This window comes from Pseudomonas botevensis (assembly GCF_019145475.1).
In the GTDB taxonomy this organism is placed as follows: domain Bacteria; phylum Pseudomonadota; class Gammaproteobacteria; order Pseudomonadales; family Pseudomonadaceae; genus Aquipseudomonas; species Aquipseudomonas botevensis.
In genome coordinates this window covers 132,317-158,022 of record NZ_JAHTKI010000009.1, presented here as the reverse complement: position 1 = coordinate 158,022, position 25,706 = coordinate 132,317, and the positions used below count along the sequence as shown (strand labels likewise).

Annotated in this window: 25 protein-coding genes; 16 read left to right on the top strand and 9 right to left on the bottom strand. The window is 58.0% G+C overall.

From position 1 onward, the window contains the following. Positions 1-47: 47 nt before the first annotated feature. Positions 48-1,775, bottom strand: a complete 1,728-nt coding sequence (locus tag KVQ74_RS13880; protein WP_318837821.1) for a ShlB/FhaC/HecB family hemolysin secretion/activation protein — start codon at positions 1,773-1,775, stop codon at positions 48-50. Positions 1,776-2,191: 416 nt separating this feature from the next. Beyond that, positions 2,192-2,632, bottom strand: coding sequence for a carboxymuconolactone decarboxylase family protein (locus KVQ74_RS13875; RefSeq protein ID WP_217831652.1), 441 nt, complete (start codon positions 2,630-2,632; stop codon positions 2,192-2,194). 207 nt (positions 2,633-2,839) lie between these two features. Here KVQ74_RS13875 and KVQ74_RS13870 point away from each other — a divergent pair, with 207 nt between their 5' ends. Further along, complete coding sequence (locus KVQ74_RS13870) at positions 2,840-3,139, top strand: hypothetical protein (RefSeq protein WP_217831651.1); 300 nt, start codon at positions 2,840-2,842, stop codon at positions 3,137-3,139. A 91-nt stretch (positions 3,140-3,230) separates the two neighbouring features. Here KVQ74_RS13870 and KVQ74_RS13865 read toward each other — a convergent pair whose 3' ends face one another. The 3 genes from KVQ74_RS13865 to KVQ74_RS13855 all read right to left on the bottom strand — a co-directional run bounded on the left by KVQ74_RS13865 (position 3,231) and on the right by KVQ74_RS13855 (position 6,481). Further along, positions 3,231-4,799, bottom strand: coding sequence for a sensor domain-containing diguanylate cyclase (locus tag KVQ74_RS13865; RefSeq protein ID WP_217831650.1), 1,569 nt, complete (start codon positions 4,797-4,799; stop codon positions 3,231-3,233). A 188-nt stretch (positions 4,800-4,987) separates the two neighbouring features. Continuing rightward, a complete protein-coding gene (locus KVQ74_RS13860) occupies positions 4,988-5,761 on the bottom strand; it encodes an aldolase (RefSeq protein ID WP_217831649.1) in 774 nt (257 codons plus the stop codon). A 15-nt stretch (positions 5,762-5,776) separates the two neighbouring features. Next, positions 5,777-6,481: a haloacid dehalogenase type II gene (locus KVQ74_RS13855; RefSeq protein WP_217831648.1), complete on the bottom strand. Its 705-nt coding sequence runs from the start codon at positions 6,479-6,481 to the stop codon at positions 5,777-5,779. 109 nt (positions 6,482-6,590) lie between these two features. On the opposite strand from KVQ74_RS13855, the gene KVQ74_RS13850 reads away from it, so the two are divergent. After that, positions 6,591-7,448, top strand: a complete 858-nt coding sequence (locus tag KVQ74_RS13850; RefSeq protein ID WP_217831647.1) for a LysR substrate-binding domain-containing protein — start codon at positions 6,591-6,593, stop codon at positions 7,446-7,448. 66 nt (positions 7,449-7,514) lie between these two features. Here KVQ74_RS13850 and KVQ74_RS13845 read toward each other — a convergent pair whose 3' ends face one another. Next, on the bottom strand, positions 7,515-8,180 hold the full coding sequence (locus KVQ74_RS13845; RefSeq protein WP_217831646.1) for a ribonuclease T2: 666 nt from the start codon (positions 8,178-8,180) through the stop codon (positions 7,515-7,517). A gap of 164 nt (positions 8,181-8,344) precedes the next feature. On the opposite strand from KVQ74_RS13845, the gene KVQ74_RS13840 reads away from it, so the two are divergent. From KVQ74_RS13840 to KVQ74_RS13815, 6 genes are all read left to right on the top strand, one after another. After that, entirely contained in the window at positions 8,345-8,827 is a 483-nt protein-coding gene (locus tag KVQ74_RS13840; protein WP_217831645.1) for a hypothetical protein, read from the top strand. 164 nt (positions 8,828-8,991) lie between these two features. Then, the gene (locus tag KVQ74_RS13835) at positions 8,992-10,689 is read left to right on the top strand and encodes a copper resistance system multicopper oxidase (protein ID WP_217831644.1); all 1,698 of its coding nucleotides are present in this window, start codon (positions 8,992-8,994) and stop codon (positions 10,687-10,689) included. 11 nt (positions 10,690-10,700) lie between these two features. Next, positions 10,701-11,570, top strand: a complete 870-nt coding sequence (locus KVQ74_RS13830; RefSeq protein ID WP_217831643.1) for a copper resistance protein B — start codon at positions 10,701-10,703, stop codon at positions 11,568-11,570. A 55-nt stretch (positions 11,571-11,625) separates the two neighbouring features. After that, positions 11,626-12,000, top strand: coding sequence for a copper homeostasis periplasmic binding protein CopC (gene copC / locus KVQ74_RS13825; protein WP_217831642.1), 375 nt, complete (start codon positions 11,626-11,628; stop codon positions 11,998-12,000). A gap of 3 nt (positions 12,001-12,003) precedes the next feature. After that, positions 12,004-12,876 carry a copper homeostasis membrane protein CopD gene (copD, locus tag KVQ74_RS13820; protein WP_217831641.1) on the top strand — a complete coding sequence of 291 codons (873 nt, stop codon included), beginning with the start codon at positions 12,004-12,006 and terminating at the stop codon, positions 12,874-12,876. Between the two features lie 59 nt (positions 12,877-12,935). Continuing rightward, complete coding sequence (locus KVQ74_RS13815; RefSeq protein WP_217831640.1) at positions 12,936-13,727, top strand: transporter substrate-binding domain-containing protein; 792 nt, start codon at positions 12,936-12,938, stop codon at positions 13,725-13,727. 72 nt (positions 13,728-13,799) lie between these two features. Here the strand turns inward: KVQ74_RS13815 and KVQ74_RS13810 are convergent, their stop codons facing one another. Continuing rightward, complete coding sequence (locus KVQ74_RS13810) at positions 13,800-14,000, bottom strand: hypothetical protein (protein WP_217831639.1); 201 nt, start codon at positions 13,998-14,000, stop codon at positions 13,800-13,802. Positions 14,001-14,440: 440 nt separating this feature from the next. Between KVQ74_RS13810 and KVQ74_RS13805 the strand changes: the two genes are divergently transcribed. Next, complete coding sequence (locus tag KVQ74_RS13805) at positions 14,441-16,237, top strand: glycosyltransferase (RefSeq protein ID WP_225930001.1); 1,797 nt, start codon at positions 14,441-14,443, stop codon at positions 16,235-16,237. A 53-nt stretch (positions 16,238-16,290) separates the two neighbouring features. Here KVQ74_RS13805 and KVQ74_RS13800 read toward each other — a convergent pair whose 3' ends face one another. Then, on the bottom strand, positions 16,291-17,088 hold the full coding sequence (locus KVQ74_RS13800) for an alpha/beta fold hydrolase (RefSeq protein WP_217831638.1): 798 nt from the start codon (positions 17,086-17,088) through the stop codon (positions 16,291-16,293). A 112-nt stretch (positions 17,089-17,200) separates the two neighbouring features. Here KVQ74_RS13800 and KVQ74_RS13795 point away from each other — a divergent pair, with 112 nt between their 5' ends. Continuing rightward, positions 17,201-18,157 (top strand): GlxA family transcriptional regulator, encoded by a 957-nt coding sequence (locus tag KVQ74_RS13795; protein ID WP_217831637.1) that lies wholly within the window; start codon positions 17,201-17,203, stop codon positions 18,155-18,157. 1,266 nt (positions 18,158-19,423) lie between these two features. Next, positions 19,424-19,639: a hypothetical protein gene (locus tag KVQ74_RS13790; protein ID WP_217831636.1), complete on the top strand. Its 216-nt coding sequence runs from the start codon at positions 19,424-19,426 to the stop codon at positions 19,637-19,639. A gap of 295 nt (positions 19,640-19,934) precedes the next feature. Here KVQ74_RS13790 and KVQ74_RS13785 read toward each other — a convergent pair whose 3' ends face one another. Further along, positions 19,935-20,609 carry a Crp/Fnr family transcriptional regulator gene (locus tag KVQ74_RS13785; RefSeq protein ID WP_217831635.1) on the bottom strand — a complete coding sequence of 225 codons (675 nt, stop codon included), beginning with the start codon at positions 20,607-20,609 and terminating at the stop codon, positions 19,935-19,937. 782 nt (positions 20,610-21,391) lie between these two features. Between KVQ74_RS13785 and KVQ74_RS13780 the strand changes: the two genes are divergently transcribed. From KVQ74_RS13780 to KVQ74_RS13760, 5 genes are all read left to right on the top strand, one after another. Further along, a complete protein-coding gene (locus tag KVQ74_RS13780) occupies positions 21,392-21,985 on the top strand; it encodes a fasciclin domain-containing protein (protein WP_217831634.1) in 594 nt (197 codons plus the stop codon). Positions 21,986-22,039: 54 nt separating this feature from the next. Further along, on the top strand, positions 22,040-22,675 hold the full coding sequence (locus KVQ74_RS13775; RefSeq protein WP_217831633.1) for a sigma-70 family RNA polymerase sigma factor: 636 nt from the start codon (positions 22,040-22,042) through the stop codon (positions 22,673-22,675). After that, the gene (locus KVQ74_RS13770) at positions 22,672-23,346 is read left to right on the top strand and encodes an anti-sigma factor (RefSeq protein WP_217831632.1); all 675 of its coding nucleotides are present in this window, start codon (positions 22,672-22,674) and stop codon (positions 23,344-23,346) included. The genes KVQ74_RS13775 and KVQ74_RS13770 overlap by 4 nt, the downstream gene beginning before the upstream one ends. 1,556 nt (positions 23,347-24,902) lie before the next feature. After that, complete coding sequence (locus KVQ74_RS13765) at positions 24,903-25,157, top strand: DUF6555 family protein (RefSeq protein ID WP_217831631.1); 255 nt, start codon at positions 24,903-24,905, stop codon at positions 25,155-25,157. Positions 25,158-25,246: 89 nt separating this feature from the next. Further along, positions 25,247-25,681, top strand: a complete 435-nt coding sequence (locus KVQ74_RS13760; RefSeq protein WP_217831630.1) for a DNA-binding transcriptional response regulator — start codon at positions 25,247-25,249, stop codon at positions 25,679-25,681. Positions 25,682-25,706: the final 25 nt, after the last annotated feature.

Below are 25,706 nucleotides of genomic sequence, written 5' to 3'. Positions count from 1 at the left end.
CGGGGCTGTCGCGCTCAGATCCGCCGGCTGGTGGGTTGCCTTTGTATTCATATCTGCAGGCCGATCCGCATCAGCCAGGCCTCGGGCTCGTGGTGCAGGCCGCTGGGGGTGTTGAGGCTGCGTTGGTAATCGACGTCCACTTGCAGGTTCTGCCAGGCCAGGTTGAGTCCGACGCTGGCACCGCTCAGGCGCTTGCCCTCGGTGCCGTGATCGGCCTTGATCCAGCCGTGGTCGAGGCCCAGCCGTGGCGTGACCTGTACCGGCCATTCGCGGTGCAACGGCAGACGCAAAGTGTTGCGCCAGATCGCGCCGCTGGCGCCGGACAGACTACTGACCCGGTAACCGCGCACGGCGGAATCGTCGGTGCCGAGCAGTTGTTCGATGGCCGGCAACGGGTCGGGGCTGTATTGCAGGTTGAGCTGGCTCTGCCATTGCCAGGCCTGGGTGCCGAACTGGCCGTTGCGCCATTGGCTGAGGCCGGCGCGGTACTTGCGAAACTGTGCCTTGGGCAAGTTGCTGACCTGGCGCTGGCCGTCGTCATCGGCACCCAGCCAGCGCAGGCCCTGGGCGTAGTTGACGTCGAGGTTCCATACCGCGCGGTCGAGCCAGAACAGGTTGAGTCCGGCTTCGGCCACGGTCAGGGTCGGGCTCTGGATGCCGAGCCGGACATTCTCCAGATAGCTGTCGACATCCTTGTGCGCCAGTTGCAGGTTGGCGCTGAGCTGATGGCTCTGGTCGCGCCACAACACGCGGTCGGCGCGCAGGCTCAGTTGATCGGTGAGGCCGGTGCTGTACAGCGTGGTGCTGGGCAGCTTGAACGGCGCGCGGTATTCGGCGTGGCTGGCAAACGTGCTGAACGTCCAGTAACCGTAGGGAATGGCGTAGTAGAGGCTGGCGTTGCGACTGTAGCGATCACCCTGATTGAGGGTGTCGCTGGCGCTGAGACTCAACAAATCGTTGAGTTCCAGTGGGCTGTCGAGGGTCAGGCTCAAGGTGTCGCGGTCGCGCCCGGTGCTGGCGCTGCCGAGGTTGTCGGCGCCCAGGCCCAACGCCCAGCGTGACTGCCCGGATGTCCGCGAGCGCAGAATGATTCTTGAAGCGCCGGGCTGGCTGCCGGGTGCGATGTCGGCCGTGAGATCGAGGGAGCGCAGACGGTTCAACTGGTCCAGGCCCTGCTCCAGGTCGCGCAGGTTCAACGGCTGGCCGAGCATGCCCGGAAACGCTCCGCCGAGGGATACCGGCAGGCTCTGGTCGGCCAACTCGATCGACTCGATGTAGCCCTCGTCGACCACGATGTCCAGCGACTGCCCCGCCGCCGGCGCACTGCTCAGGTATGGGCGACTGGCGATGTAGCCCTTTTCCACATACATCGCCGTGATCGTGGCCAGCAGATGATTGATCTGGCCGACACCCATGCACGGCGCCAGCAACAGCTTGATGCGGACGTTGAGTTTGTCACTATTGATCAGCGTCACACCGCCGATGCGCGTCCCGCTCAGGGGCCAGCAGCGTTCATCCGGAATGACATGGGCGGGAATCGCCGGTGTGGCGGGCGTGGGGCCGAATGCGCCGCGCTCCAGTTGCCGGCGACGCTGTTCCATTTGCAGTTGTTGCAGATCCCGTTGCTGCTGTTGCTGCTGACGCAGCACTTCCTGGCCTGGGGATGCAGGTTCGGCCGCGTGAAGAGGCCATTGCAGTGCACTCAACACAAACGCCGAAAACAACCGGCAGGACATGGAAGGACGACGTAAAACAGCGTGAAACGAATAGAGCACGCGGAATCCTTGCTATCAACAGACGAAATACAACTCCATCACTGTCAGTGATAGTCAGAGTGCTTCGTGCAAATTGCAAGGTTCTTTAAACAGCCATTACATTTATTAAACAAATGCCGTTTTTGCTCGAATCGCCAGTCGTTGTGCCAGCGATTTGCAGGTCATCAGGGTTTCCCCGAGGGCTTTTGCGGCAGGCGTGAAGGTCAATTTCGCCCCTGTCAGCCAGGGACAAACCAGGGTCTGCGGCGCCGTGGCCCTGCCCCATCAATCCCCATAATTGATCGGTGTCCGGGTCAGGGGCTTGCAAATCGCCATGCCGAGTACCAGAGAAACCCCGAGCCTCGGCAACACAAATGCAACATTTTCCTACACCCATCGTGTCCCTGTGGATCAACCACAGGGACTGGGACGGCCTGTCAGGCCTGCGGGGTTTTGCGGAAGCCCACCGCCAGACGGTTCCAGCTGTTGATGGTGCTGATCGCCACGGTCAGGTCGACCATTTCCTTGGGCGAGAACTGGGCGGCGACGGTTTCGTAGTCTTCATCCGGCGCGTGGGTCAGGCTCAGTTGGGTCAGCGATTCGGTCCACAGCAACGCGGCGCGCTCACGGTCGCTGAAGAACGGCGCTTCACGCCAGGCCGTCACGGCGAACAGGCGACGCGGCGTCTCGCCACCCTTGATGGCGTCAGCGGTGTGCATGTCGATGCAGAAGGCGCAGCCGTTGATCTGCGAAGCACGCAGCTTGACCAGTTCGATCAGGGTCTTTTCCAGCGGCAGCTTCGAAACGGCGCCTTCCAGGGCCATCATCGCCTTCAGGGCATCAGGGGAAGCGGTGTAGAAATCGACACGAGGTTTCATGGTGACTCTCCGGCAGGGGATGTGAAGTGAATGTGTGGCTACGTTAGTCCCGCAGTCCGGTCAGGCAAATAGCCAATCTCCCGGAAGACGAGGAGTCCACTCGATCACTGCCGGCGCATGAGGCGATGACCGCCTGTCATCCGGACGGCACCCCGGGTTCTCGCGTCAGACCAATATCAGGTACATACCCTTTTGCGGAGACACACCATGATCACGCGCAAACTCACTGCCTTATTGCTGGCCGGCCTGTTGGCCAGCGCATCCGCGGCCAGTTTCGCCGCCAATGACGGCGCCGATGCCACAGGCACAAAATCCGGCGCCACCAGCGGCTCGACAATGCCTCCCGACAACACCCCCGGCTCCCCTTCCGGCGGCAACAGCTCCGACGGCCCAGGCTCGGGCACCGGCACCAATGGCGGCGCCAGCGGTTCGGGTTCGGGAGCGGGTGGTGGCACCGGCGCGGCCGGTGGCGGCACGGGCGGCGCCGGCGGGGGGACGGGTGGCTGAACGAACAAGAGCAGGCCGTGGTGAGTACCCGGCCTGCGGCTGCCTGAAATCCCCTTGGCGGGAATGCTGTGGAGGCTATTTGTGGGACAGCTCAGCGATCCGAACGCAGCAACTCGCCGATACCGCCATCCAGCGTCACCACCGCCGCCCGGTTGCGGCCGGCATTTTTCGCCTGATACAGCGCCGCATCGGCTCGCTGGATAAACAGTTCCGGGCTGTCGTTGCCGGCCGGGATAAACGCGTAGCAGCCCAGGCTCACCGTCAGATAACCCGTGGGTGAGCCGCTGTGGGTGATGTGCTTGTCCATTACGCTGCGACGGATCTGCCCGGCAATCGCCAGGGCGCCGTTGATGTCGGTGTCCGGCAGCAGCACAGCAAATTCCTCGCCACCATAGCGCACCGCCAGATCGGATTTGCGCTGGCAGCAGCTTTTCAACACCTGGGCAACCTGGGTCAGGCAGTGATCGCCGGCCACGTGCCCGTAGGCATCGTTGTAGCGTTTGAAGAAATCGATATCGAGCATGATCAGGCTCACCGGGCTCGACTGCCGGGCGCCACGGGCGAATTCGATTTCCAGGGAGCGCTCGAACAAGCGCCGGTTGGCCAGCCCGGTCAGGCTGTCGTGGGTGGCGATCAGCTCCAACGAGTGCTGGGCCTTGCGCAGGTTCTTCTCGATCCGCTCACCATCGCGCACCTGATGAATGAACACCCAGCCGAACAGCCCGACCCCGAGAATCACCAGGGCAACGATGACGCTGGACTGGAACGCCCTCGCCTGCCAGCCCTCGAGAATGGTCTCGCGGGACGTCGACGCGGAAACCACCAACGGGTAACTGCCCAATTGCCGATACCCGTACAGACGCGGCACGCCATCGACCACCGATTCGATCATCGCAGTGCCGGCCGAGGCGTTGGGCAGCAGCTTGCGGTAGATATCGCCCTGCGCCAGGGACGTGCCGATCAGCCCCTCGTCGAACGGCCGACGCGCCAGCAAGGTGCCGTCGGTCAAGCCGAGGAACATGGTGCCGTTGTCGTCGAGGCTGAAGCTTTTGAAGAACCGGTCGAAGTACGACATCTTGATCCCGGCCAGCAGCACGCCCTGAAAGTTGCCGGCATGGTCGTTGACGCGTTTCGAGATCGGGATGATCCACTCGCCGTTTTCACGGCTGCGGATCGCTGGGCCGATGTGCGCCACCGACGACACATTCTGCTGATGGAACTTGAAATATTCGCGATCGGCCACGCCATTGCCCCGTGGCAGATTGGGGAATGAGGTGATGACCCACTGGCCTTCCCGGTCGAACAGGAACAACCCGTGCAATTGCTCCAGTTGCTGCACGCGCCGCGCCAGGGTTTTCTGCAACCGCGGTTTCTGCGCCGCGCCGTAGCCGTCGTCCTCAATCCAGTCGACCAGGCTGGTCAGCACCAGGTCGGCGGCGAGAAACGTGTCTTCGGCCTGCTGCGCCATCGCCCGCGTCAGGTTGGCCGAGGACGTTTGCGCAACCGCCAGATCCTGCTGTCGCGACTGTTCCAGTTGCAGATACAGCAAACCGAACAGGCACAGACACACGGCAACGATGAACAGCGCCGCCGCTTTGCGCAGCGGCAAGCGTTTGAGCGCGCCGGGGGCCTGATGAGGATCGTGGGTGGGGAATGGCAAAAGTGTGTCCTGGGCAGGTACGACAGGGGCAAAAGCCCGAAACCCTTGGGTTTTGTGAGCGTAGCCCACGCAATTGTGCGGGGCAACCAAGTGCTACCGACACAACCCCGATCCCATGGATATCGGCGCGCCGGGCAATTGGATGACCGTCGCGCCGATTTATTTTTGCCTGGCTGTTTTCCCCCGTCTCAACCCTGCGCCGACAAGCGCCGCATCGCACTGCGCAGATGAACCCGCGCACTCTCTGGATCGCCCTCGCGCATCTGCTCATAGGCCCGCTGTGCAATCGCCGCAGGCACCGGTTTCAACTCTCGCTGCGTGGCCATCGCCAGCAGTTGCACCTGCGCGGCGCGCTCCAGGTAATACAGATCGTCCCAGGCTTCGGCGATGGTCGGCGCCGCGATGATCACGCCGTGGTTCTTCAAAAACAGAATATCGGCATCGCCCAGCACGCTGGCGATGCGGTCGCCCTCGCTGTCGTCCAGCGCCAGACCGTTGTAGTGTTCGTCGACCGCCGTGCGACCGTAGAACTTCAGCGCCGTCTGCCCCAGCCACAACAGCGGCGGCCCTTGCAGCAGGCACAGCGCCGTGGCGTGCGGCATGTGGGTGTGGAACGCGACCCGTACCCGTGGCTGCTGTTTATGCAGGCGCGCATGAATGTAGAACGCGGTGGCTTCGGGCTGGCCGTCACCGTCCAGCACATTGCCGTGAAAGTCACAGACCAGCAGGTTCTGCGCCGTGACTTCGGCAAACGCATACCCGTAGGGATTGACCAGAAACAGGTCGTCACGCCCCGGCAACATCGCCGAAAAATGGTTGCAGATGCCCTCCTCCAGGCCATGCAGCGCCGCCAGTTGAAAGCATGCCGCCAGTTCGTGGCGGGCGGTGATGATCGCTTCGCTGTCCAGATCCAGCGAGGTCGAGCGCACGGGCCGGGCGTTGCCGGTCAAGGTATGAGCCATGGGAAATCTCCGTGGTTACCAGCCGAGGGACTCGAACAACACCGGCACCTGATCCAGGGTGTTGAGGATCGCGTCGGGGCGATAGTCCGGCAGCAATTGGCGACCGGTGCCACGGTCAATCCACACGCAACGGAACCGCATATCCCGCGCGGCGGTGTGATCGAGCATCGGGCTGGCGCAGATATGCACCACCTGATCGCGGCTGACGTCCAGTTGCTCATGAGCGTAGTCGAACAGTCGCGGTGCCGGCTTGTAAGCCCCGGCCTGCTGCGCGGTGATCACTCGGTCGATGTGCCCGCCAAGCTGGGCGATGTTGCCGGCGATGATGTCGTCATCGGTGTTGGAGACGATGCACAGCTTGAACCCCATGGCTTTCAATCGAGCCAGAGTCTCGACCACTTCGGCAAACGGTGTCATGCGCGGAATCGCAGCAGCCAGCCGCTGGCTGTCTTCGGGCAGGCTCGGCAATCCCAGTTCCTGCAAGGCGAGTTGCAGGCCGAGGGTGCTCAACTCGCGAAATGAGCGGTGCGGCGGCGTTTGTTCGAGGCGATGTTCGTGACGATCGTAGACCTCGATCAGGCGCCCGGCTTCGATCCGGTGTTCGCCCTTCTCGCTGAGGATCTGGCCGGCCACCGCTTGCAGACCTTCGTCCCACTGAATCAGCGTGCCGTAGCAGTCGAAGGTCAACCATTGCGGGCGCGGGGTGTTTACCAATGTCATGGAAGCATTCCTCTGGGGTGAGGACTTCAGCTTATGAGCGACCGGTGATAGTGTGAAATTAAATAAATAGCCACATGTCAGTTGTTATTCAAATATCGAGGCCGCCGTCATGCTGGATCTGGAACTGCTGAAAACTTTTGTCTGCGTGGTCGACGAAGGCAGCTTCACCCGCGCCGCCGACCGCGTGCATCGCACCCAGTCCACCGTCAGCCAACAGGTGCGCAAACTCGAAGAGCTGGTCGGCCATGCCCTGCTGCTGCGCGATCGCACCGGACTCAATGTCAGCGTCACCGAGCACGGCGAATTGCTGATCCATTACGCCCGGCGCCTGCTGGCCTTGTCCGCCGAGGCCAGCGAAGCGCTGTCCAGCGAACTCGATCTGGAAATCCTGCGCATCGGCATGCCGGAAGACTTCGACGCCCGGCGCATGGCGCTGATCCTCGCCGGTTTCACCCGCAGCCATCCACAGGCACGCCTGGAAACCCTCAGCGGCATGAGCCTCGACCTGCGCCAGCGACTGGCTCGCGGCGAAATCGACATCGCCCTGATCAAACGCGAGCCTGACAGCGGCCCGGCCTGGGCGACATGGCCAGAGCGTCTGGTGTGGGTCAAGGGCGCGGATTTCGACGCATCCACCGGCGTGCTGCCACTGGCGCTGTTCCCTCAGGGCTGCCTCTACCGGCAACGGGCGATTCGCCTGCTCGACGTCGCACAACGTCCGTGGCGCGTGGCCTTCGGCAGCCACAGTCTGACCGGGATCCAGGCGGCCGTGGCCTCGGGTCTCGGGGTTTCGGTACTGCCGGCGTCGGCGGTGTTGCCCGAACATCGGGTGTGTACGGATCTGCCGGAACTGGCGCCCACTGAACTGGCGCTGGTCAGCCGTGAAGGGATGCTGAGCGGGTTGCAGCGCGGGTTGGTGGAGTTTTTGCGCGGGGAATTGGGGGTGGATGCCGGGGGATTTGCTTGAGGCCAAACCAAAACGGGCACCCGACACGGTGCCCGTTTCTTTACCTTGGCTCGATTCCTGACCGTTTCAACGCGACGGCGGAACCCGGATATCTCCGGCCCGGCACTGGGTCTTCACACCCTTGCCGCACGCGCCGAATTGCAGATCCTTGCCCATGCACACCCGCACTTCCGAGAGCTCCGGGCCGTTGCAGATCACGGCGATACCGTCTGACGGGATGCCCGGATTGTTCTTGCGGAACAGGTCGGCAATTTCCTGCGCCTCGAAGTAATACGACGTACTGAACGGTTGCAGTTCCTCGGGGATTTTCACGGCGGCGACAGCCTTGTCCGCCTCATCCAGATAACCCATGGCGCCGAGGCCGCTGCAAGTGCCGTGCTTGGACCATTCGTGGTTGAGCAGTTTCTGTGTCGGAAACAGCGTCAGGCCCTTGCTGGTTTCGGCGGCCGTCAGGTTGGTCAACGGCGGGCAGGATTCCGGCCAGCCACCCTTGGCGTATTGCGGCCACAGGCCATGCAGGACAAAGCCATAACCCTTGCCGGAGCATTGCGCATCGTCCTTGTGGGTCAGACAGAAGGTCGGCGACCAGGAAAGGGTCAGCAGGTAATAGTCGAACACCCCCGCCACCGATTCCGCCTGCGCCTTGTTGGCGTGCGACTGACGCGCCGAACTCAGGCCGATGCTGCCGGCCGTCAGCGCAATCAGCGCGACAATTGTAAAAAGCTTTTTCATGTTCCCGCTCCTTGGGACGCCTGCGTCCATGGTTTCCGTGATCTGACCGCGAGGGTCAGGGGCTTGATTGAGTCATGCGCGTGTTGCAAGCGCATGACGCAGGGCAAAACCTGCATTACTTTGAAAGGACTACGATGATGTTGACCTCACCACAGGGAACCGAAATGAGTAAAGCAGACGAACTCGCCGCGAAACTCAAACAGACCCGGCACACCCACGCGGATGAAATCAGCCGCGCCGCACTGGAAATCGATTGCTGGCCGGCCGTGGTCTACGACTTGTACCACCGTATCGAGGGCTGGCTGCAACCGGTCACCGAGGTCGGGTTGAAGATAAGGCGCAATCCTACGCATGTTTGCGAAAGTTCGCCGGATGGTGAAACCCACGACTACGCCATCGACCAGTTGCTGATTGAAGCCAACCATCACAGCCTGACGCTCGATCCCATTGCGCGCTTCACCGAGGACGGCGCCGGGCGTGTGCAGATTCTTCTGCCGGGCAAGGAAACCTCGCTGCTGCGCACCGTCGACGAACATGGCGAAAGCCACTGGTGGTTGCAGACGATCGAAACCGGGCAGCAACTGGATGCTATTGCACTGACGGAAAACAACCTGCTGCTGGTCGTCCAGGAAGGACTCGGGCTGTAGGACGCCTGACCGCCACGATGCCAGGCAATGCGCCGGGCGGGGTCGCCCGCGCATTGCCTGAACCTGTCATAACTGTAATCCGCACCTCAGCCAACTGAAAGCTGCCGGTCGCTAGCCTCCCCCGTCATGTGACACACCAGACGGCTCGGGAGGACTCAGCGCGCATGCATTCCAACACTTCAAGACGCACCTTCGTCAAAGGCCTGGCCGCCGGCGGTCTGCTCGGCGGCCTCGGCCTGTGGCACACGCCGGTCTGGGCGTTGAACCGTCCGGGCCAGGTGAACGAGTTGAACGGCACGCAGTTCGAGCTGTTCATCGGCGAAACAGCGGTCAATTTCACCGGCCAGCCGCGTACTGCACTGACCATCAACGGCAGCCTGCCCGGTCCGCTGCTGCGCTGGCGCGAAGGCGACACCGTGACACTTCGAGTTCGCAACCGGCTCAAGGACAGTACGTCGATCCACTGGCACGGCATTCTGCTGCCGGCCAACATGGACGGCGTGCCCGGCCTGAGTTTCCACGGCATCGAACCGGGCGGCGTCTACGTCTACCAATTCAAGGTCCGGCAGAACGGCACCTACTGGTATCACAGCCATTCCGGATTGCAGGAGCAGGCCGGCGTCTACGGACCACTGGTGATCGATGCGAAGGAGCCGGAACCGTTCCAGTACGACCGCGACTACGTAGTGATGCTCAGCGACTGGACCGACGAAGACCCGGCCAGCCTGATGAAGACCCTGAAGCAGCAGTCCGATTACTACAACTTCCACAAACGCACCGTCGGCGATTTCATCCATGACGTCAGCGAGAACGGCTGGGGCGCGACCGTCGCCGACCGCAGGATGTGGGCGCAAATGAACATGAACCCCACCGACATCGCCGACGTCAGTGGCGCCACTTACACCTTCCTGATCAACGGCCACACCCCCGATACCAACTGGACCGGCCTGTTCCGCCCCGGCGAAAAACTGCGCCTGCGCCTGATCAATGGCTCGGCCATGAGCTACTTCGACGTGCGCATCCCGGGGCTGAAAATGACCGTGGTCGCCGCCGATGGCCTGCACGTCAAACCGGTCAGCGTCGATGAGCTGCGCATCGCCGTGGCGGAAACCTATGACGTGATCGTCGAGCCGGACGCCGACGTCTACACCCTGTTCGCCCAGTCCATGGACCGAACCGGCTACGCCCGAGGCACCCTCGCCACCCGGGCCGGCGTTTCGGCAGCCATTCCGCCGCTGGACCCACGCCCGTTGGTCACCATGGACGACATGGGCATGGGCGGTATGGATCACGGCGCCATGGACATGAGCGCGATGGATCACTCCGCCATGGGATCGATGCAGGCGCACCCCGACAGCGAACAGGACAACCCGCTGGTGGACATGCAAGCCATGAGCCCCGCGCCGAAGCTCAACGACCCCGGCCTCGGCCTGCGCAACAACGGCCGTCGGGCGCTGACCTACGCCGACCTGCGCAGCACCTTCGAAGACCCTGACGGCCGCGAGCCGAGCCGCACCCTCGAACTGCACCTGACCGGCCACATGGAGAAATTCGCCTGGTCGTTCAACGGCGTGAAGTTTTCCGACGCCGAGCCGCTGCGCCTCAAGTACGGCGAGCGAATCCGCCTGGTGCTGGTCAACGACACGATGATGACCCACCCCATTCACCTGCACGGTTTGTGGAGCGATCTGGAGGACGAAAACGGCGATTTCCAGGTGCGCAAACACACCATCGACATGCCGCCCGGCACCCGCCGCAGCTACCGCGTCACCGCCGACGCACTCGGGCGCTGGGCCTATCACTGCCATCTCCTGTACCACATGGAGACGGGCATGTTCCGTGAAGTCCGGGTGGAAGAATGAAGGGGCCGATCATGACTCGATTCACCGCGCTTACCCTGTTGTTCGTCGGCAGTACGACCATGGCCGCCAGCGACATGCCGGACATGGATCACAGCCAGATGTCCGGCATGGATCATTCCGCCCTGCAAGGCATGGACGACGGCGGGATGCAGCCCGCCGCCCCCAGCGAAAGCCGCACGCCGATTGCGGCGCTGACCCATGCCGACCGCGCCGCTGTGTTCACCAGCCCCGGCGGGCATCAGGTGCATGACAGCGCAATTAACAGTTACTTCCTCGCCGACAAGCTCGAATGGCAAGACGCCGACACCGCCGGCACCCTGGCCTGGGACCTGTCCGGCTGGATTGGCGGCGACATCGATCGCCTGTGGCTGCGCTCCGAAGGCGAACGCAGCAACGGCAAGACCGAAGACGCGGAAATCCAGGCCTTGTGGGGGCACGCAATCTCGCCATGGTGGGACGTGGTCAGCGGCGTGCGCCAGGACTTCAAACCCGGCGCTCCGCAAACCTGGGCCGCCTTCGGCTTGCAGGGCATGGCGCTGTACAACTTCGAGGCCGAGGCCACGGCGTTCATCGGCGAAGGCGGTCAGTCAGCCGTACGCCTGGAGGGCGACTACGACATTCTGCTGACCAACCGCTTGATCCTGCAGCCGACCGCCGAACTCAACGTCTACGGGAAAAACGACCCGCAACGGGGCATTGGCGCCGGCCTGTCCAACACCGAGGCCGGCCTGCGCCTGCGTTATGAAATCCGCCGCGAATTCGCGCCCTACATCGGCGTGACGTGGAACCGCACCTACGGCAACACCGCCGATTTCGCACGGGAGGACGGCGAAGATCGCAGCGAAACGCGCCTCGTGCTCGGCGTGCGGCTGTGGTTCTGACCCCGATCAATCCATCCCTGAAAACCGCCGCCGAAGAGCGGCAAAGAGGTCTTGCATGCGCACCTTGAAAACCGCCGTAGTACTCGCCGCCAGCCTGCTCCTGAGCACCCTGGCCCAGGCCCATCCGAAACTGCTCACGTCGACCCCGACCGAAGGCGCGGATGGCGCAGCCCCCGAAAAAATCGAACTGCACTTCTCGGAGAACCTGATGACCCAGTTCTCCGGCGCCAAACTGCTGATGACCGAAATGCCCGGCATGGCCCACTCCCCCATGCCGATGAAAGCCCGAGTCAGCGCCGGCAACGACCCGAAAACCATGCTCGTCACTCCACTCGCGCCGCTGTCCGCCGGCACTTACAAGGTCGAATGGCGCGCGGTGTCGTCCGACACCCACCCGATCACCGGCAACATCACCTTCAAAGTGAAGTGAGTGATGGCCGATCTGATCAACATCCTCCTGCGTCTGGCGTTGTACGTGGATTTACTGCTGCTGTTCGGGGTCGCGCTGTTTGGATTGTACAGCGCGAAAGGGACGGACGCCGTATTGCCGTTTCGCCCGATGCTGGGCGGGATGGCGTTGCTCGGTGCGCTGCTGTCAGTGGCTGGATTGGTGCTGATGACCAGCGCCATGAGTGGCGAAACGCAGATCGCAGCGCTATGGCCGCACCTGCAAATGATGTTGCTGGAAACGGACGCCGGGCTGGCGTGGACGGTGCGGATGATTGCGCTGATCGTCGCGATGATCAGGCCGGGGTTGTGGCTTGCCTCGATAGCCGGCGCACTCGCCCTCGCCTCTCTGGCCTGGAGCGGACACGGGGCGATGGATAACGCGTGGCACCTGCTCAGCGACATCCTGCACCTGCTCGCGGCAGGTGCGTGGCTGGGTGCCATGTTGGCGCTGGTATGGATGTCGCGGCTCGACGCACTGTTCAGCGCTGCGCACATTGGTTTGCTGGTCAATTCCGTCAAGCGCTTCGAGGGTGTCGGCGCGGCGATTGTGCTCGTTCTCACGGCAACCGGCGTGGTGAATTACCTGTTCATCATCGGCCCGAAACTGGGCGAAGTCCTGCTCGGCACTTACGGGATTCTGCTGGCGCTCAAGGTTCTGCTGTTTGCGGGCATGCTGGTTCTAGCGGCGTTGAACCGCTTCCACCTTGGGCCGTTGCTGGAGCGGTCGTTGCGCGAGGGGCAGCATCAAGTGGCGGCCAATGCCTTGCGTCGCAGCGTGTCGGTGGAACTGGGCATTGCGCTGCTGATCGTGGGACTGGTGGCCTGGCTGGGAACGTTGAGCCCGGATCCGGGATGACACCCGGCGAACGCTTTCACTACACTGGCCCGCACTCCCACTGCACAAGCCCGATCCCCATGACAATTCCAAAAAGCACGATGATCTTCTGCGCTCTGCTGACCCTGGCTGGCGCCGCTCAGGCACAGGAACCGGTCTCGCACCTGGACAGCGTCCAGCAACAGGGCGAACTGCGCGTCTGCACCACCGGCGACTACAAGCCCTACACCTTCAAGCGCGAGGACGGCGACTACGAGGGCATCGACATCGCCATGGCCCGCTCTCTGGCCGACAGCCTCGGGGTCAAGGTCGAGTGGGTGCAGACCACCTGGAAAACCCTGATGCCGGACATGCAGGCCGGCAAGTGCGACATCGCCATGGGCGGGATTTCGGTGACTCTGGAGCGGCAGAAAAAAGCCTTCTTCAGCAACACGCTCGATGTCGACGGCAAGATCCCGCTGGTGCGCTGCGCCGATCAGTCGAAATACCAGACCCTCGAACAGATCAACCAGCCCGGCGTACGCCTGGTCGAGCCGGCCGGCGGCACCAACGAAGCCTTCGTCCACGCCTTCCTGCCCAAGGCGCAACTGGCCCTGCACGACAACGTGACGATCTTCCAGCAACTGCTCGACAACAAGGCCGACGTGATGATCACCGACGCATCGGAAGCGCGTTATCAGCAAAAGCTCAAACCCGGCCTGTGCGCGGTCAATCCGGAGCAGTACATGCAGTACGGTGAAAAGGCCTACCTGCTGCCGCGCGATGACATCAGCTGGAAACTCTACGTCGACCAGTGGCTGCACCTGAGCAAGGTCACCGGCAAATATCAGAAAGTGCTGGGCGAATGGATTGCCGTGCCAGCGGCGCAGTGAGCATGGCCCAGGGCACGTGAATGGCCAACGCCAAGAGCAAAATCAAAAGGGCGCCCTTCACGGGCGCCCTTTTTAATCGTCATGCAACAGGCCAGAACTGTATTCGTTGAAATTGTTGCCGATCGCATTTGTACCAAAACTGAACTTATTGGCATTACGGCCATCCAGTGACTGGCAGTTGGCGGAAAAACAACTGCTGGTGGTCACGCCTGAACAGGCGCTGAGCAATGACACCGCAGCTATCGCCAGTATCTTGAGCAACTTCGAATTCATCTTCAGCACCTTCGTCTCATGGCTTGGCTGGATCCGGCTTCATTCTGGGCCATAGGCATGAACAGAACATGAAACATGCCTGAGCGACAGCATTCGTTCAGGTTGAGCCGCGAAAGCAGCGTTCAAATTATTGGCGCCAAAAAACGCACGCAAAATCGTAACGTTTTCAATACAAATGTGAAAAAAATATGGACAATCCTCGGGAGGATTCATCAGAAAACTGTACAAGATGTGTATCATGGTCTACCCGGCGGGATAGCACCGACCCCGCTCGGTTGACGAAGAAGTGCGGTTGATGCCAACACATGCTGGCATGTCTGGGTATTGGTAAATGACAAGAATGCATGCTGGTTTCGGGAAGACTCCAGTACCGCTCTTGGAACGAAAGATACGCGGACGAACCTTCGTCCTTGAAATAGCTTAACTAAAAGGAATAGATCTTGGCTCGCAACCGCTTCTTATCAAAACTTCTCAAGTTTTCTAATAAACAATCAGAAAACCTGCGAACCCCTGACCTGTCACCCAAGTTGGCAAGCGAGCCATCGAATCCTGCCAAGCCGACAGCCATTGAAGTTGCCGCTAATACGCCGGAAGTTATCGAGCCAGTCGTCACCCAGTCGGCGCCAACCAAACCAGCGTCTGCTACTCCTGCAAAACGTGGCAAGGTCGCATTGCCTGCCAACTTTGATGCTGCGATCTATCTCAAGCTCAACCCGGATCTTGGAACCGCCGTCGACCCTGTTGCTCACTACCTGAATCACGGCCACCAGGAAAGCTGGCGAATCGTTACCGTTCCTGAAATCAGGTTTTCCGCGACCCGCGCATACGATCCCGCGCGGGAAACCGTCATGGTTGTCAGCCATGAGGCGTCGCGCTCGGGAGCGCCGATCCTTGCGCTAAACCTTGTACAACGCCTGTCCAGCCAATACAACGTGGTCGCCTTGATCCTGGGCGATGGTCCACTGCTTGAAGCCTTTGAAACGGCGGCCGTCGCTACAATGGCGAGCGCTCGATTGAAGAACAACGTCCAATACACGCCACTTGCTATTGAAAAGTTGTGCAAAGACTTCAAGTTCAAGTTTGCACTGGTCAACAGCATGGAATGCCGAGTGGTTCTGGAACCACTGGCTCGGCACTATGTTCCTGCCATTCCTTTGATCCATGAGTTCGCTTCCGCTTATCCGAATTCGAACATGCTGTTCTCCGACGCCAAACTATGGTCCAGCGATCTGGTGTTCTCCGCAGACCTGACCTGGGAAAGCGCGCAGGACTCGTGCCCTGCCCTGCAGCCCCTGTCGGCCCATATCATTCCTCAAGGGCACTGCGCACTGCCAAAACAAGCGCCGAGCAAGGAAAAGGCCCAAAGCGAATCCGACTACCTGCGCAACAAAATGCGTCCTACCACGGATACCGACAGAAAGTTCGTTATTCTCGGTGCCGGCTATGTCAACTTCCGTAAAGGCGCAGACCTTTTCATTCAGTCCGCCATCAAGACAATGCTTACACCTGGTGGCGAAAAGTTTCGCTTTGTCTGGATCGGCAAAGGCTACAACCCTGATGTGGAAGATGGTTACTCGGTTTACCTCGCAGACCAGATCAAGCGTTCAGGGCTAAAAGACCGTTTTGTGATGCTGGATGAAACATCCGCGATCGAAACCGCTTACGAAGAAGCCGACCTGCTGTTTATCTCGTCGCGACTCGACCCACTACCCAACGTCGCCATCGACGCCATGGGCGCCCGTCTGCCAGTACTTTGCTTCGACAAGGCGACAGGCATTTCGGACTTCCTGTCCTCTTGCGGATTGCGCGAGTCGTGCATCGCCGACTATCTCGATGTCGATAGCGCAGTTCAGAAAATATTCGCGCTGGCCGACTCCAGCGAGTTGTATGAACAAGCAGTCAATCGAAGCCATGAGGCATCTGCTGCCTACTTCGACATGGACAAATACGTGGCAGAGCTTGAATCCATTGGCGCCAACGCCGCTACTCGAGCTCAGCAGGAAAAACAGGATGTCAAAACCATCCTCGATTCCGGTTTGTTCAACTCGCCGGACGGCAACACCGAGCAGACAGTACAACGCTACGTACGCACATGGGCCAGCGGCATCAACCCACAGCCTCCACGTCCGGACTTCAAGCCTGACGTGTACCTTGCCGAACATGGTGTCGCAATTGCGAACAGCGATCCATTCGCCGACTACATTCGAGCGAACCGTCCACAAGGCTCATGGAACTGAATCCGAGCGGATGTTTCCTCAAGCCATAAAAAAGCGCCCGTCAGGGCGTTTTTTTATGTGTCGCGATTTCGAAGCGGCGGAAACGTGCATAGAACCTCGAGCACCGCATCCGGAAACTCACGGTGCGGAACATGCCCGCAATTCGCGAGAATCTGCACGCTCGCCGGGCCGTTGACCCGTGCCGCAATGCGTTCGGGTTGCCGGGTGGAGCCGTACTCATCCCGATCACCGTGCAACGCCAGCACAGGGCAGCGAACCTGTTGTAACAGCTCGTCCAGACTCCAGTCGCTGAACGTATCCGAAAGCCAGGTATCGACCCATGCCCGCAGCACCCAATGGGCCTTGTCGCCGTGGTATTTGTGCAAGCGCTCCATTTGGCCGGGCAAGGCAAACTGGCGCTCGGCTTCACGAATCCCGTCACAAGTTGCCTGCTCGACGAATGCTTGTGCGGACTCGGTGATCACGCCTTGGCATCTTCCCGGAAACGCCGCTGCACAACTTACCGCCATCCCCCCGCCAACGCTGTGACCCAATACGACAAACCGATTTACATCGAAATGTTCACAAACTGCACGAAAGCCGCTCCTGGCCTCGTCCGCGATGAAACTCCCTGGCAACTTGCCGGGATAAGGTGCCGAACGTCCGAAACCCAGCCGATCGTAGGCAATGACTTTGCGTCCGGTCGCCCGTGCAAGCCGTTCGGGAAAATCGCGCCACAAGGCGACGCAACCGAGAGAATCGTGGAGCAGGATGATCGGCGGGTTATGCGCCTCATCGCTGTTCCAGCTTTGCGCAAACAGCGCGCCTTCTGGTGTATCGATCCAGTGCTGCCGGGTGGAAACGTGTTGCATGGATGTTGTCCTTGTAGGGCTGCGCGACGTGTTGCTGATCGTATCCTTGCAGTTGCTCAGGTTCGATGTTCTAAAGGGTTATTCAATAGCCCGATCAGGCCACGGAGAATTCATGATCAACGTTGCGATTCTGGCCTACGACGGCTGCTGGGGCATGGGCGTGTTCTCGGCGACGGACTTCTTTCGCATCGTCACCTTGCTGGAACGACACCTCGACGTCGCTCAAAGCTACACCATCCGCGTACTGTCCGTGGACGGTGCCGACATCAGCCTGGCGAGCGGTCATTTGATCCGACCGGATGCGGCGTTGAACGATGCAGACGACTGCAACCTGATCGTGATTCCTCCGCTTGAAGGCATTCGACTCGCCCAAGGGTTTGAACCCGATCCACAGACACTGCAATGGCTGGCGGCACGCAAGGCGCATGGCGCGCGCGTGCTGGCGATGACCACCGGCGCTTGCTACGTCGCCGCTGCCGGGTTGGCCAAAGGCAGCCTTTTGGCGACCCACTGGGCGTTCACCCGGCAACTGAAAAAACGCTACCCGCAACACGATTTCGTCGCCCATCAATCCTTCATGCACTCTGAAGGCATCTGGAGCAGCGGTTCACTCGGCGGCGGCTTCGACGCACTCCTGGAGATGCTCGCACAGGACCTCGGTGACCACTTCGCCCAACTGTGCGCAACGCACCTGCTGGTTTCCGCTCCGGAGCGTTTGAGCCCGATCCTGCCGGGGCACCGCAATCATCAGGATCAAGCGATCTTCAAGGTTCAGGACTGGATCGAAGCGCACCACGCCGAGGCCGTCAGCCTGGCGCAAATGGCCCGCGAGGCCGGGCTGACCGAACGCACCCTCAAGCGTCGATTCCAACTGGCGACCAGGCTGTCGCCCAACGTTTATCTGCAAAAAGTGCGGATCGACAAGGCGAAAAAACTGCTGCTTTCCAGTGGCATGTCGGTCAAGTCGATCGCTTACGAAGTGGGGTATGAAAACGTGAGCTTCTTTGTTCGGTTGTTCAAGACACAGGTGGGGCAGACGCCTGGAGAGTGGCGCAATTACGGTTTGTGAAGCCTTGAATAGCGGTTGGCGGGGCCCTCAGTGGCAGCCATTTGCTCCGACTGCCACCGAGGGCTGGGACGGGCTACGCCGACTCGAAACCGATGCTCCATTTCCGCTTGAGAACGACTGCAAAGTGCTCGCTTTCAATCACCTACGAAATTCCCTACAAGCGAAAGATAAAATATCCTACTTATGACAGCATTAATGAAACAAAAAAAGCCCGCCTCAGCCAAAACTGAAACGGGCTTTTCTCCGCGATGACGGCCGTTACTTCAGGTCGTCAAAGTGGTCTCGCAGGAACTCGTAAAAGCGAAACGCTTTAAACAATCTCCATACAAGGCTCAGCGTACGCAGCAAAAGCTTCATACGTTTTGGCCTCCAGGCTGGGGGCCAAACCTCCAGCGCACTTACCGGATCACGTGTGCCTTTGGCGTACACGTCAGTGTAACCAGTGAGGCGGCCGGTTGAGATCCCTCCGAGCCATCACTCCGGCACGGGTGCAAAACCGTGTCAGAGGGCATGAAACTGTTAAGTTTCCAGCCGACTCTCACCGCAACACCGAAGTGTGAGCGGCGCCATGTTAACTTGGAACTCCGTAAAAAAACGCACATTTGGTCTATTCAAACCGACTAAGGCCTTATTTTCTGTAATTTGTTATTTCTGTCAGTTTCCATACTGTCACTCTCAAGCAGCAGCACTGCGCTTCTCGTCCGCAGCACACCGCCGCTTCAAGCAAAAATAACGTTGCGAGGAGGAGCAAAAATTTTTACCATGCGGCTACGTCAGTGTAGCCAGTGAGCAGTAGGCTTCGGTCGCAAACCGGCACCTACATGAAAAACCGCCCCGCAAAGGCGGTTTTTTTTTGCCTGGCATTTAACTCATCACCTGCCGACAAATCGTCCAGGGACCGTCACGGCACCACCCCCATCCAACCTCGAGCGGGTCTCGTTTTCAGGCGAAGGCCTGGCTCTCTTGGTAAACTTGCGCCCATCGCCCGAAAACGCCGCTTTCTCCCTGAAATCGGCCTCAAACACGTAGAGCAAAATGATCCAGACGCCCGCTGTACCCCACGTAAATGAAGCCTCTACGGTGTCCAGACGCTTCAGCGTGGCCCCGATGATGGATTGGGTGTAGGCAACCGCCAAATCCCGAGCCTTAAGGGCTTATCAGCTGAAGTTTCTTCGCCTTGTAGCAATTTCTAAGCAATTCGCAATCACTGCCTGACAGCGGCATGACCGGTACTATGCTTGTACTTTTTCGAAAGGAGGCCATGCCATGTCAGACGAATATTCGTTATCGGACGTGTTGGAAAGGATGTATCAGAATCAACTTGGACTGGAGGCCGCCTTGATGGAGCTGACGCTTCATGCTGAAAAGCAAGGTCTGACCGAGGTTGGAGACAACGTTCGAAGCGCCTTATGGGCTATTGGTGAGAACGCCGGTCATATCAGACAGGGGCTGGCGAGGCTGAAAAGCAATAGCAAGGGCTAGGTCGACTTCATGACCAACTTTCCCTCATATCCGGTGGATCGATTGGTAATCGAGCCCGCCCCTTTTAAATCGAGTGCCACCGCTGACGATCCAGATGGGGTTTCGAAGCCCTTCATAACTCCTTCGGGACCGCTTTAGGCCGAACAGGGCACTCACGCCTACGTATACCCTCAACTTGCCCTCACCGGTCTTCTGCGACCATCCTAGGGAAACTCCTCTCAGGCGCCCCTTTCAGCCGAACGTTCACAAGCGACCGCTACTGGCCATTAGCAGTCATTCGCTAGGAAGACTCGGCCTAAATCCGGCTTTCCTCATCGATGCCCATTGCTATATTTTTAATCTTTTCTAGATGAATTATTTCGACTTTCGCTCCATCCACATTTATCAGCGAGAGCTCATGCAGTTTTGTAAAACATCTGCAAACGGTCTCCATGCGTAGACCTAGATATGATGCAATTTCATTCCTGCTCATCTTTAAATAAAGTGACTGGGCAGAAAACCCCATAGATGCATATTTTTCTGATAAATCACAGAGAAGCCAACATAACCTTTGCTCGGCGGTCATTTTGGCGAGCAGCAATGCTTTTTTTTGCAGGCGATCAACATCTAGATTAGTGGCACTGTGAATTTTACCGTGTAAGTATAGTTGACTGGCTGGCTCGTTTTTTAGTCGACTGATGTTGATTTTGCATATTTCTGTGTCTTCCAATGCTATAGCACTAGTCCGATGAGGATCACCAACAAATGTATCAAGCCCAATATTATCTCCAGCCATCTTAAAGTCCAGCAAGTGCTCAAAATTTCTATACGATTCAATGACAACTTTAACTGAGCCAGCTTTTATTTTAAATAAATATGCTGCTATTGAGCCTTGCCTGAATACAAAGCGTCCCTTTTTTTCATTCATTCTTTGGATTTTACTATCGCTTTGATAGTGGCCTAATATTTCTCTATCGATTGTTCTAAGCATGCAGGATGCTTGCGCTCTACACCGAAAGCACGTTTTTTTGCTTGGGGAAATACTCTCAACCTCATCTGCGATGCTCGCCATAGAAATATCTCATGCTTACTGTTATTTTTAGATTGCCACCTTACAAAATTTCTTACGTGTAAATTGCCTCCTTGCTGATAAGTTTTTGAACATACTTTTCCGCGTGAATAAAAATTAGCGAGACTTGTTACCAAGCACCTAACTTATCGTAAATTATAGCTTTGCTTTTCCATTTCACAAGTAAATATATAAGATGAGAAACTTTGCCAGGAAGGAAAAAGCACCTTCAGCAGGTTAATATGTAATCACAATGTACGGACGGCACAAAGTAGAGACTTTTTAAGTAGTCTGGAGGAAATTAAGCACTGACATCCGTGCAATGTCAGCGAGAAACACTAATCTCAACGCTAGTTATTCAGAAACTTTAACTTATGCGACTGTTATTCACGACATTGCTACGGATATTCGTTTAACAATAATGAATTAGTGTCATGCCGAGCGTAACTGTTCCATGAACCATGACCTGATGGGCGACCGATCTTGTTCGATACCAAGCGCTCACGGGGAGATGCTTTCGTCCAAAAGCATCCATTCCCCCCATTCAATCTGGGATTGGTCGCTTAAGAAGCATCGGTCATTGGATCACCCACTCTCAGGTCCTGCGAAAAAATAGGCGCTACTGCATCCATTCCGAACGCCGCCACGTATATCAAACACGGACAGACTCTCCTGGCCGATTTTCCTCACAAAGGATCATCACGATGAAACGCATTTCGATCAAAACGCCATTGATTGCGGGCCTTCTGACCTTGGCGGCCGCTACCGGCTTAATGCTCAATGGTGCCCAGGCTGCATCGATGAGCCACGACAGCATAATGGTAGGCGGTCAAAGCATGTCGCCCAGCAAGGACATCATCGATAACGCAGTAAATTCCGCGGATCACACCACCCTGGTCGCCGCTGTCAAAGCTGCCGGTCTGGTCGACACCCTCAAGGGCAAGGGGCCTTTCACCGTATTCGCACCGGTCAACTCAGCCTTTACAGCTCTGCCCGCCGGAACCGTCGATACCTTGCTCAAGCCGGAAAACAAGGCAACCCTCACCAAGATCCTTACTTACCACGTTGTGAGCGGCAAACTGGACATGGCCACCCTTGCCGAGAAGATCAAGGCCGGCGGTGGAAAGACCGAATTGACCACCGTCTCGGGCGGCAAGCTGTGGGCAATGATGAATGGACCACACAACATCACCATCAAAGACGAAAAGGGTGACGTCGCCGACATCAGCACCTATGACGTATACCAGTCGAACGGTGTGATACAGGTCATCGACAAGGTGTTGATGCCGAAAAGTTGACCGGCGTCGCCGGTCGATCTCAGCAGACCGGCGAGTCTTCCGAGGAGCCCACCCGTGAATGGAACAACCGCGCGCCGTGGGCTACCCTCTGGCTGCAATCGACTCGAATCACCTCACGACCCAATCGTTTGGAGAAAGGCTATTCCCATCGCCGACACTGACCAACTCAAACACCTTCTAGCCCAGTGTTCCCTCGGCGATCGAGGTGCTTTTGAAGCGCTGTATCGTACCGTGAGTCCGCGTCTGCATGGCGTGGCTCTGCGGTTCATGGGACGCGCGGATCTGGCTGAAGAGGTGCTGCAGGAAAGTTTTGTGCGTATTTGGAACAATGCTTCACGCTACCAATCGCACCTGTCGGCGCCGATGACCTGGATGATCAACATCACGCGAAACCAGTCCATCGACCAATTGCGAAAGCATCGCGAACGTCCGCTGAGTGATCTCGACGCGCAGATGCTGGTCGACGACAGCCCCTCGGCACATGATCAGTTGAACAGCTTCCGTGAGGCCGCTTCATTGAATCGGTGCCTAGATAGGCTCGAAGGGATGCAACGCCAATCGATCACCATTGCTTATTTTGAGGGACTTTCCTGTTCAGAGTTGGCCGAGCAGCTGTCCGCACCGCTTGGGTCGGTAAAGTCTTGGATCCGCCGAGGCATGGAGCGTTTGCGCAGGTGCCTTGAGTCATGAACTACCAAACTCCAAGTCTGCGTCGTGCACTTGCTGCCGACTATGCGATCGGTTTAATGCCACCAACCGCGTGCCGGCGCTTTGAGCAGCTGTTACTCGAAGACTCGGAACTTCGCGCGGAACTTGCACAATGGCAGGACAGCCTCATGAGCCTTACTGAGACTCTGGCTGAACAACCTGTACCGGATCGTGTATGGCGCGGAGTTACGGCGCGTATAGATCCGCATACACCGCAGCTCACTTTGAGGCAGCCATTTTGGAACTGGCTCCGGGTGACGATTGCAGCATGTTCGTTGGTAGCAGCAGTAACACTGGGCGTTATCTACAACCGCGACGATGTGCACTACGGCGCCACGTTGCGCAGTGCCGACGCACAGTCGTGGATGAGCATCGAAGCTCACGAGAATTACCTGAAAATTAAACTGTTGGCTTTGGCGAAGGTTGAAAAGGAACGCAGCCTGGAAATGTGGGTTATTCCGCAAGATGGCAAGCCCGTTTCGCTTGGGGTGATACCCCCAGGCGGAGACGGGGAAATCAAATTGGGCAGCGCGCAGAAAGCTCTCATTGGTGAATCCATCACTCTGGCCGTCAGTCTTGAGCCCGAGGGCGGATCGCCGACAGGACAGCCGACTGGTCCGGTGCTGTATCAGGGCGTGCTTACGGCGTTATAACTCAGGGGCGGCAAGTTATAATCTTTTTCGTGAGTAAAACGGCTAACTGATCGGTCGTCCAGAATCCGAAGTGAGCACAACTTAATCATGAACATAAACGACAGATTCTGGCCGAAAGCAGTCAGTCTGGCAGCTTTTCCCAAGCTGATAACGAGGGCTAGATTCCATTCACCCGTCCCACTATTTTCAAGGTCTCTAGCCTACCCCGCCACTTCAAGGTATTCGTTAAGATGTCTGATTGTGCTTTCGGCAGACTCGAGACGCATATGTGCTCCTAATCACCGAACCCTCATAAACCTTCGAGATCGATCACGCTCGACAGCTCTGACTCCGGATCAGCAAGCCGCAGCTACCGTTATGCTCATCAAGTTATCGGGCGTACGTCATCCACCCATTTAGAAAAGCAAAAGAGCAGGGATGTCTAAAATCTAAATGGCCTACCTCACCACTGCTACAGGGACGAGCTGAGGGCGCACTGGTAAGGTAGACACGATTCGAAATATAGTCTGTTCAGCGCGATTGTCCATCCTTGCCCGAGTGCCTTACTAGGGGTATCACGATGAATTGGGAACTCAAATTTTTTGCCATTTATTTGAGCATGCTTTGCGGGGCTGGATGGGCGCTACGAGAGGTAACGCCCTGGCTCGCTCAGCATCTACACATGGGATGGATGCTTTAATCAGCGGCCATTCGGATTAGCCAGAGCGCTTGGCTGTAGGCGGGCCGCATGGATATTTAATCGGCTGCATTGCTCATAGGCCTGCGACTCATTAAGAAAGCTGGACATGAGTTGCTCCCCGGTACGCGTGTCGACAATTCTGAAATAGAAACCTGCCTCTATCCCTCCGCACGGCCGTTTTTGAACGATAAAAACTTCTTCCATGACGTCATACTCTGGCAAATTCCACTAACACTAGCAGGATTTTTCCGCCATAGAGCGTCGGGAAAGAATTCACAAGCCTGCATATCCAGTCACCCCGTTCCAGAGCCATTGTCAAGCAAACGCTCATCTCTCGACCGAGCGACATCAACTGGCCATAATTGCTCGAACCTCCATTATTAGCTTCTATCTTTCAAGAAAAAGGAACCACAGATCGTGGATACAATGAGCAAAGGTGAAATCGGAGAACTGCTGTCCCGCCGCCTTCCCCAATGCACCATCACCTGCACTATAAATTCTGATCGTACGCTTTCTGTGGAGGTTATAGGTCCTGACCTACGTCAGTTCACCATCGCAAATATTGATCGGACCCAATATCATGGCGAATCAGGTGCTAACAGACTGGTACGGGAAATCCTGGAAGAGATGGTTGTTTCTCGTCGGTCAACAAATCTGGGTTAACTACGTGCCTTGACCTACCTCTCTAAAGCTCGCCTATAGTTCGCCATAGCGTTCAGCAGCCACAACCTGCTATGAAATAGCGGTCATTGATCAGGCATCGTCTCCGGGACCTGCCGACTTGCGGACTGACGAAAGAATCTGCGGCGAGTCCAAGACTCTTTGGAATTAATGGCTCGCAAAATGCTCTTTTGAAAATCCAGAAACGGAGTTCAAAATGAGCAATTACGCGACATACCATATCCGGTATCTGCTGCACGGAAGCCCCAAAGAATTCGTGATCCGAGCCCAATCAATGAAGGATGCAGACGCTTGGCATTGGGCAAGCTGCGACGCAGGGATCGCGCCTATTCCAAAACCAGGGCGTCCACCTCTGAAGGTTATCAGCAAGCCTCAAGCTGAAAAATTTGGCATCACCGAGGTGAAATGGCGAGCGTCAGCTACCATTGATTGGGATGAGCCACAGCGTTGAGAAGTCTGTCACTTTTCGGGCAGTTCGCGATGGGAGCATTTCAGGCCACTTGATAGGCTGCCCACCAACTCGATGAAGGAGGACGACAAGTGAACGTTAGCTGGGAGGGGATGCTGCCGATCCCAGGGGAGATCATTGTCGTTGAGGACGACCCCGTGCTGAGCGATCTTATGGGGGACATCATTATTGAAATCGGTGGACTTCCAAAAGTATTCCAGACAGCAGACGACGCCTTGACTTACATGCTTGAATCCCAACTCCCCTGCCCGTTGATCGTCGTCGACCAAGGTTTGCCAGGACAGCTCAAGGGAATCGAATTTATAACGATGGTTGAAAGCAAATGGCCATCTGTAAAATCGATTCTCAGTTCTGGATACGCCTTGGATCCCACTTCCATTCCACACTCAACGATCTATCTGCATAAACCTTGGTCGCTAGAAGACCTTGTTATTTCCGTCGCTACACTTTTGCAGCCTGGGCACCCTATAAAACGCACAGGTCCTTCTAACGCCCCAGCTCTCTGATTGATTTACTGTAGAGCGAACACGA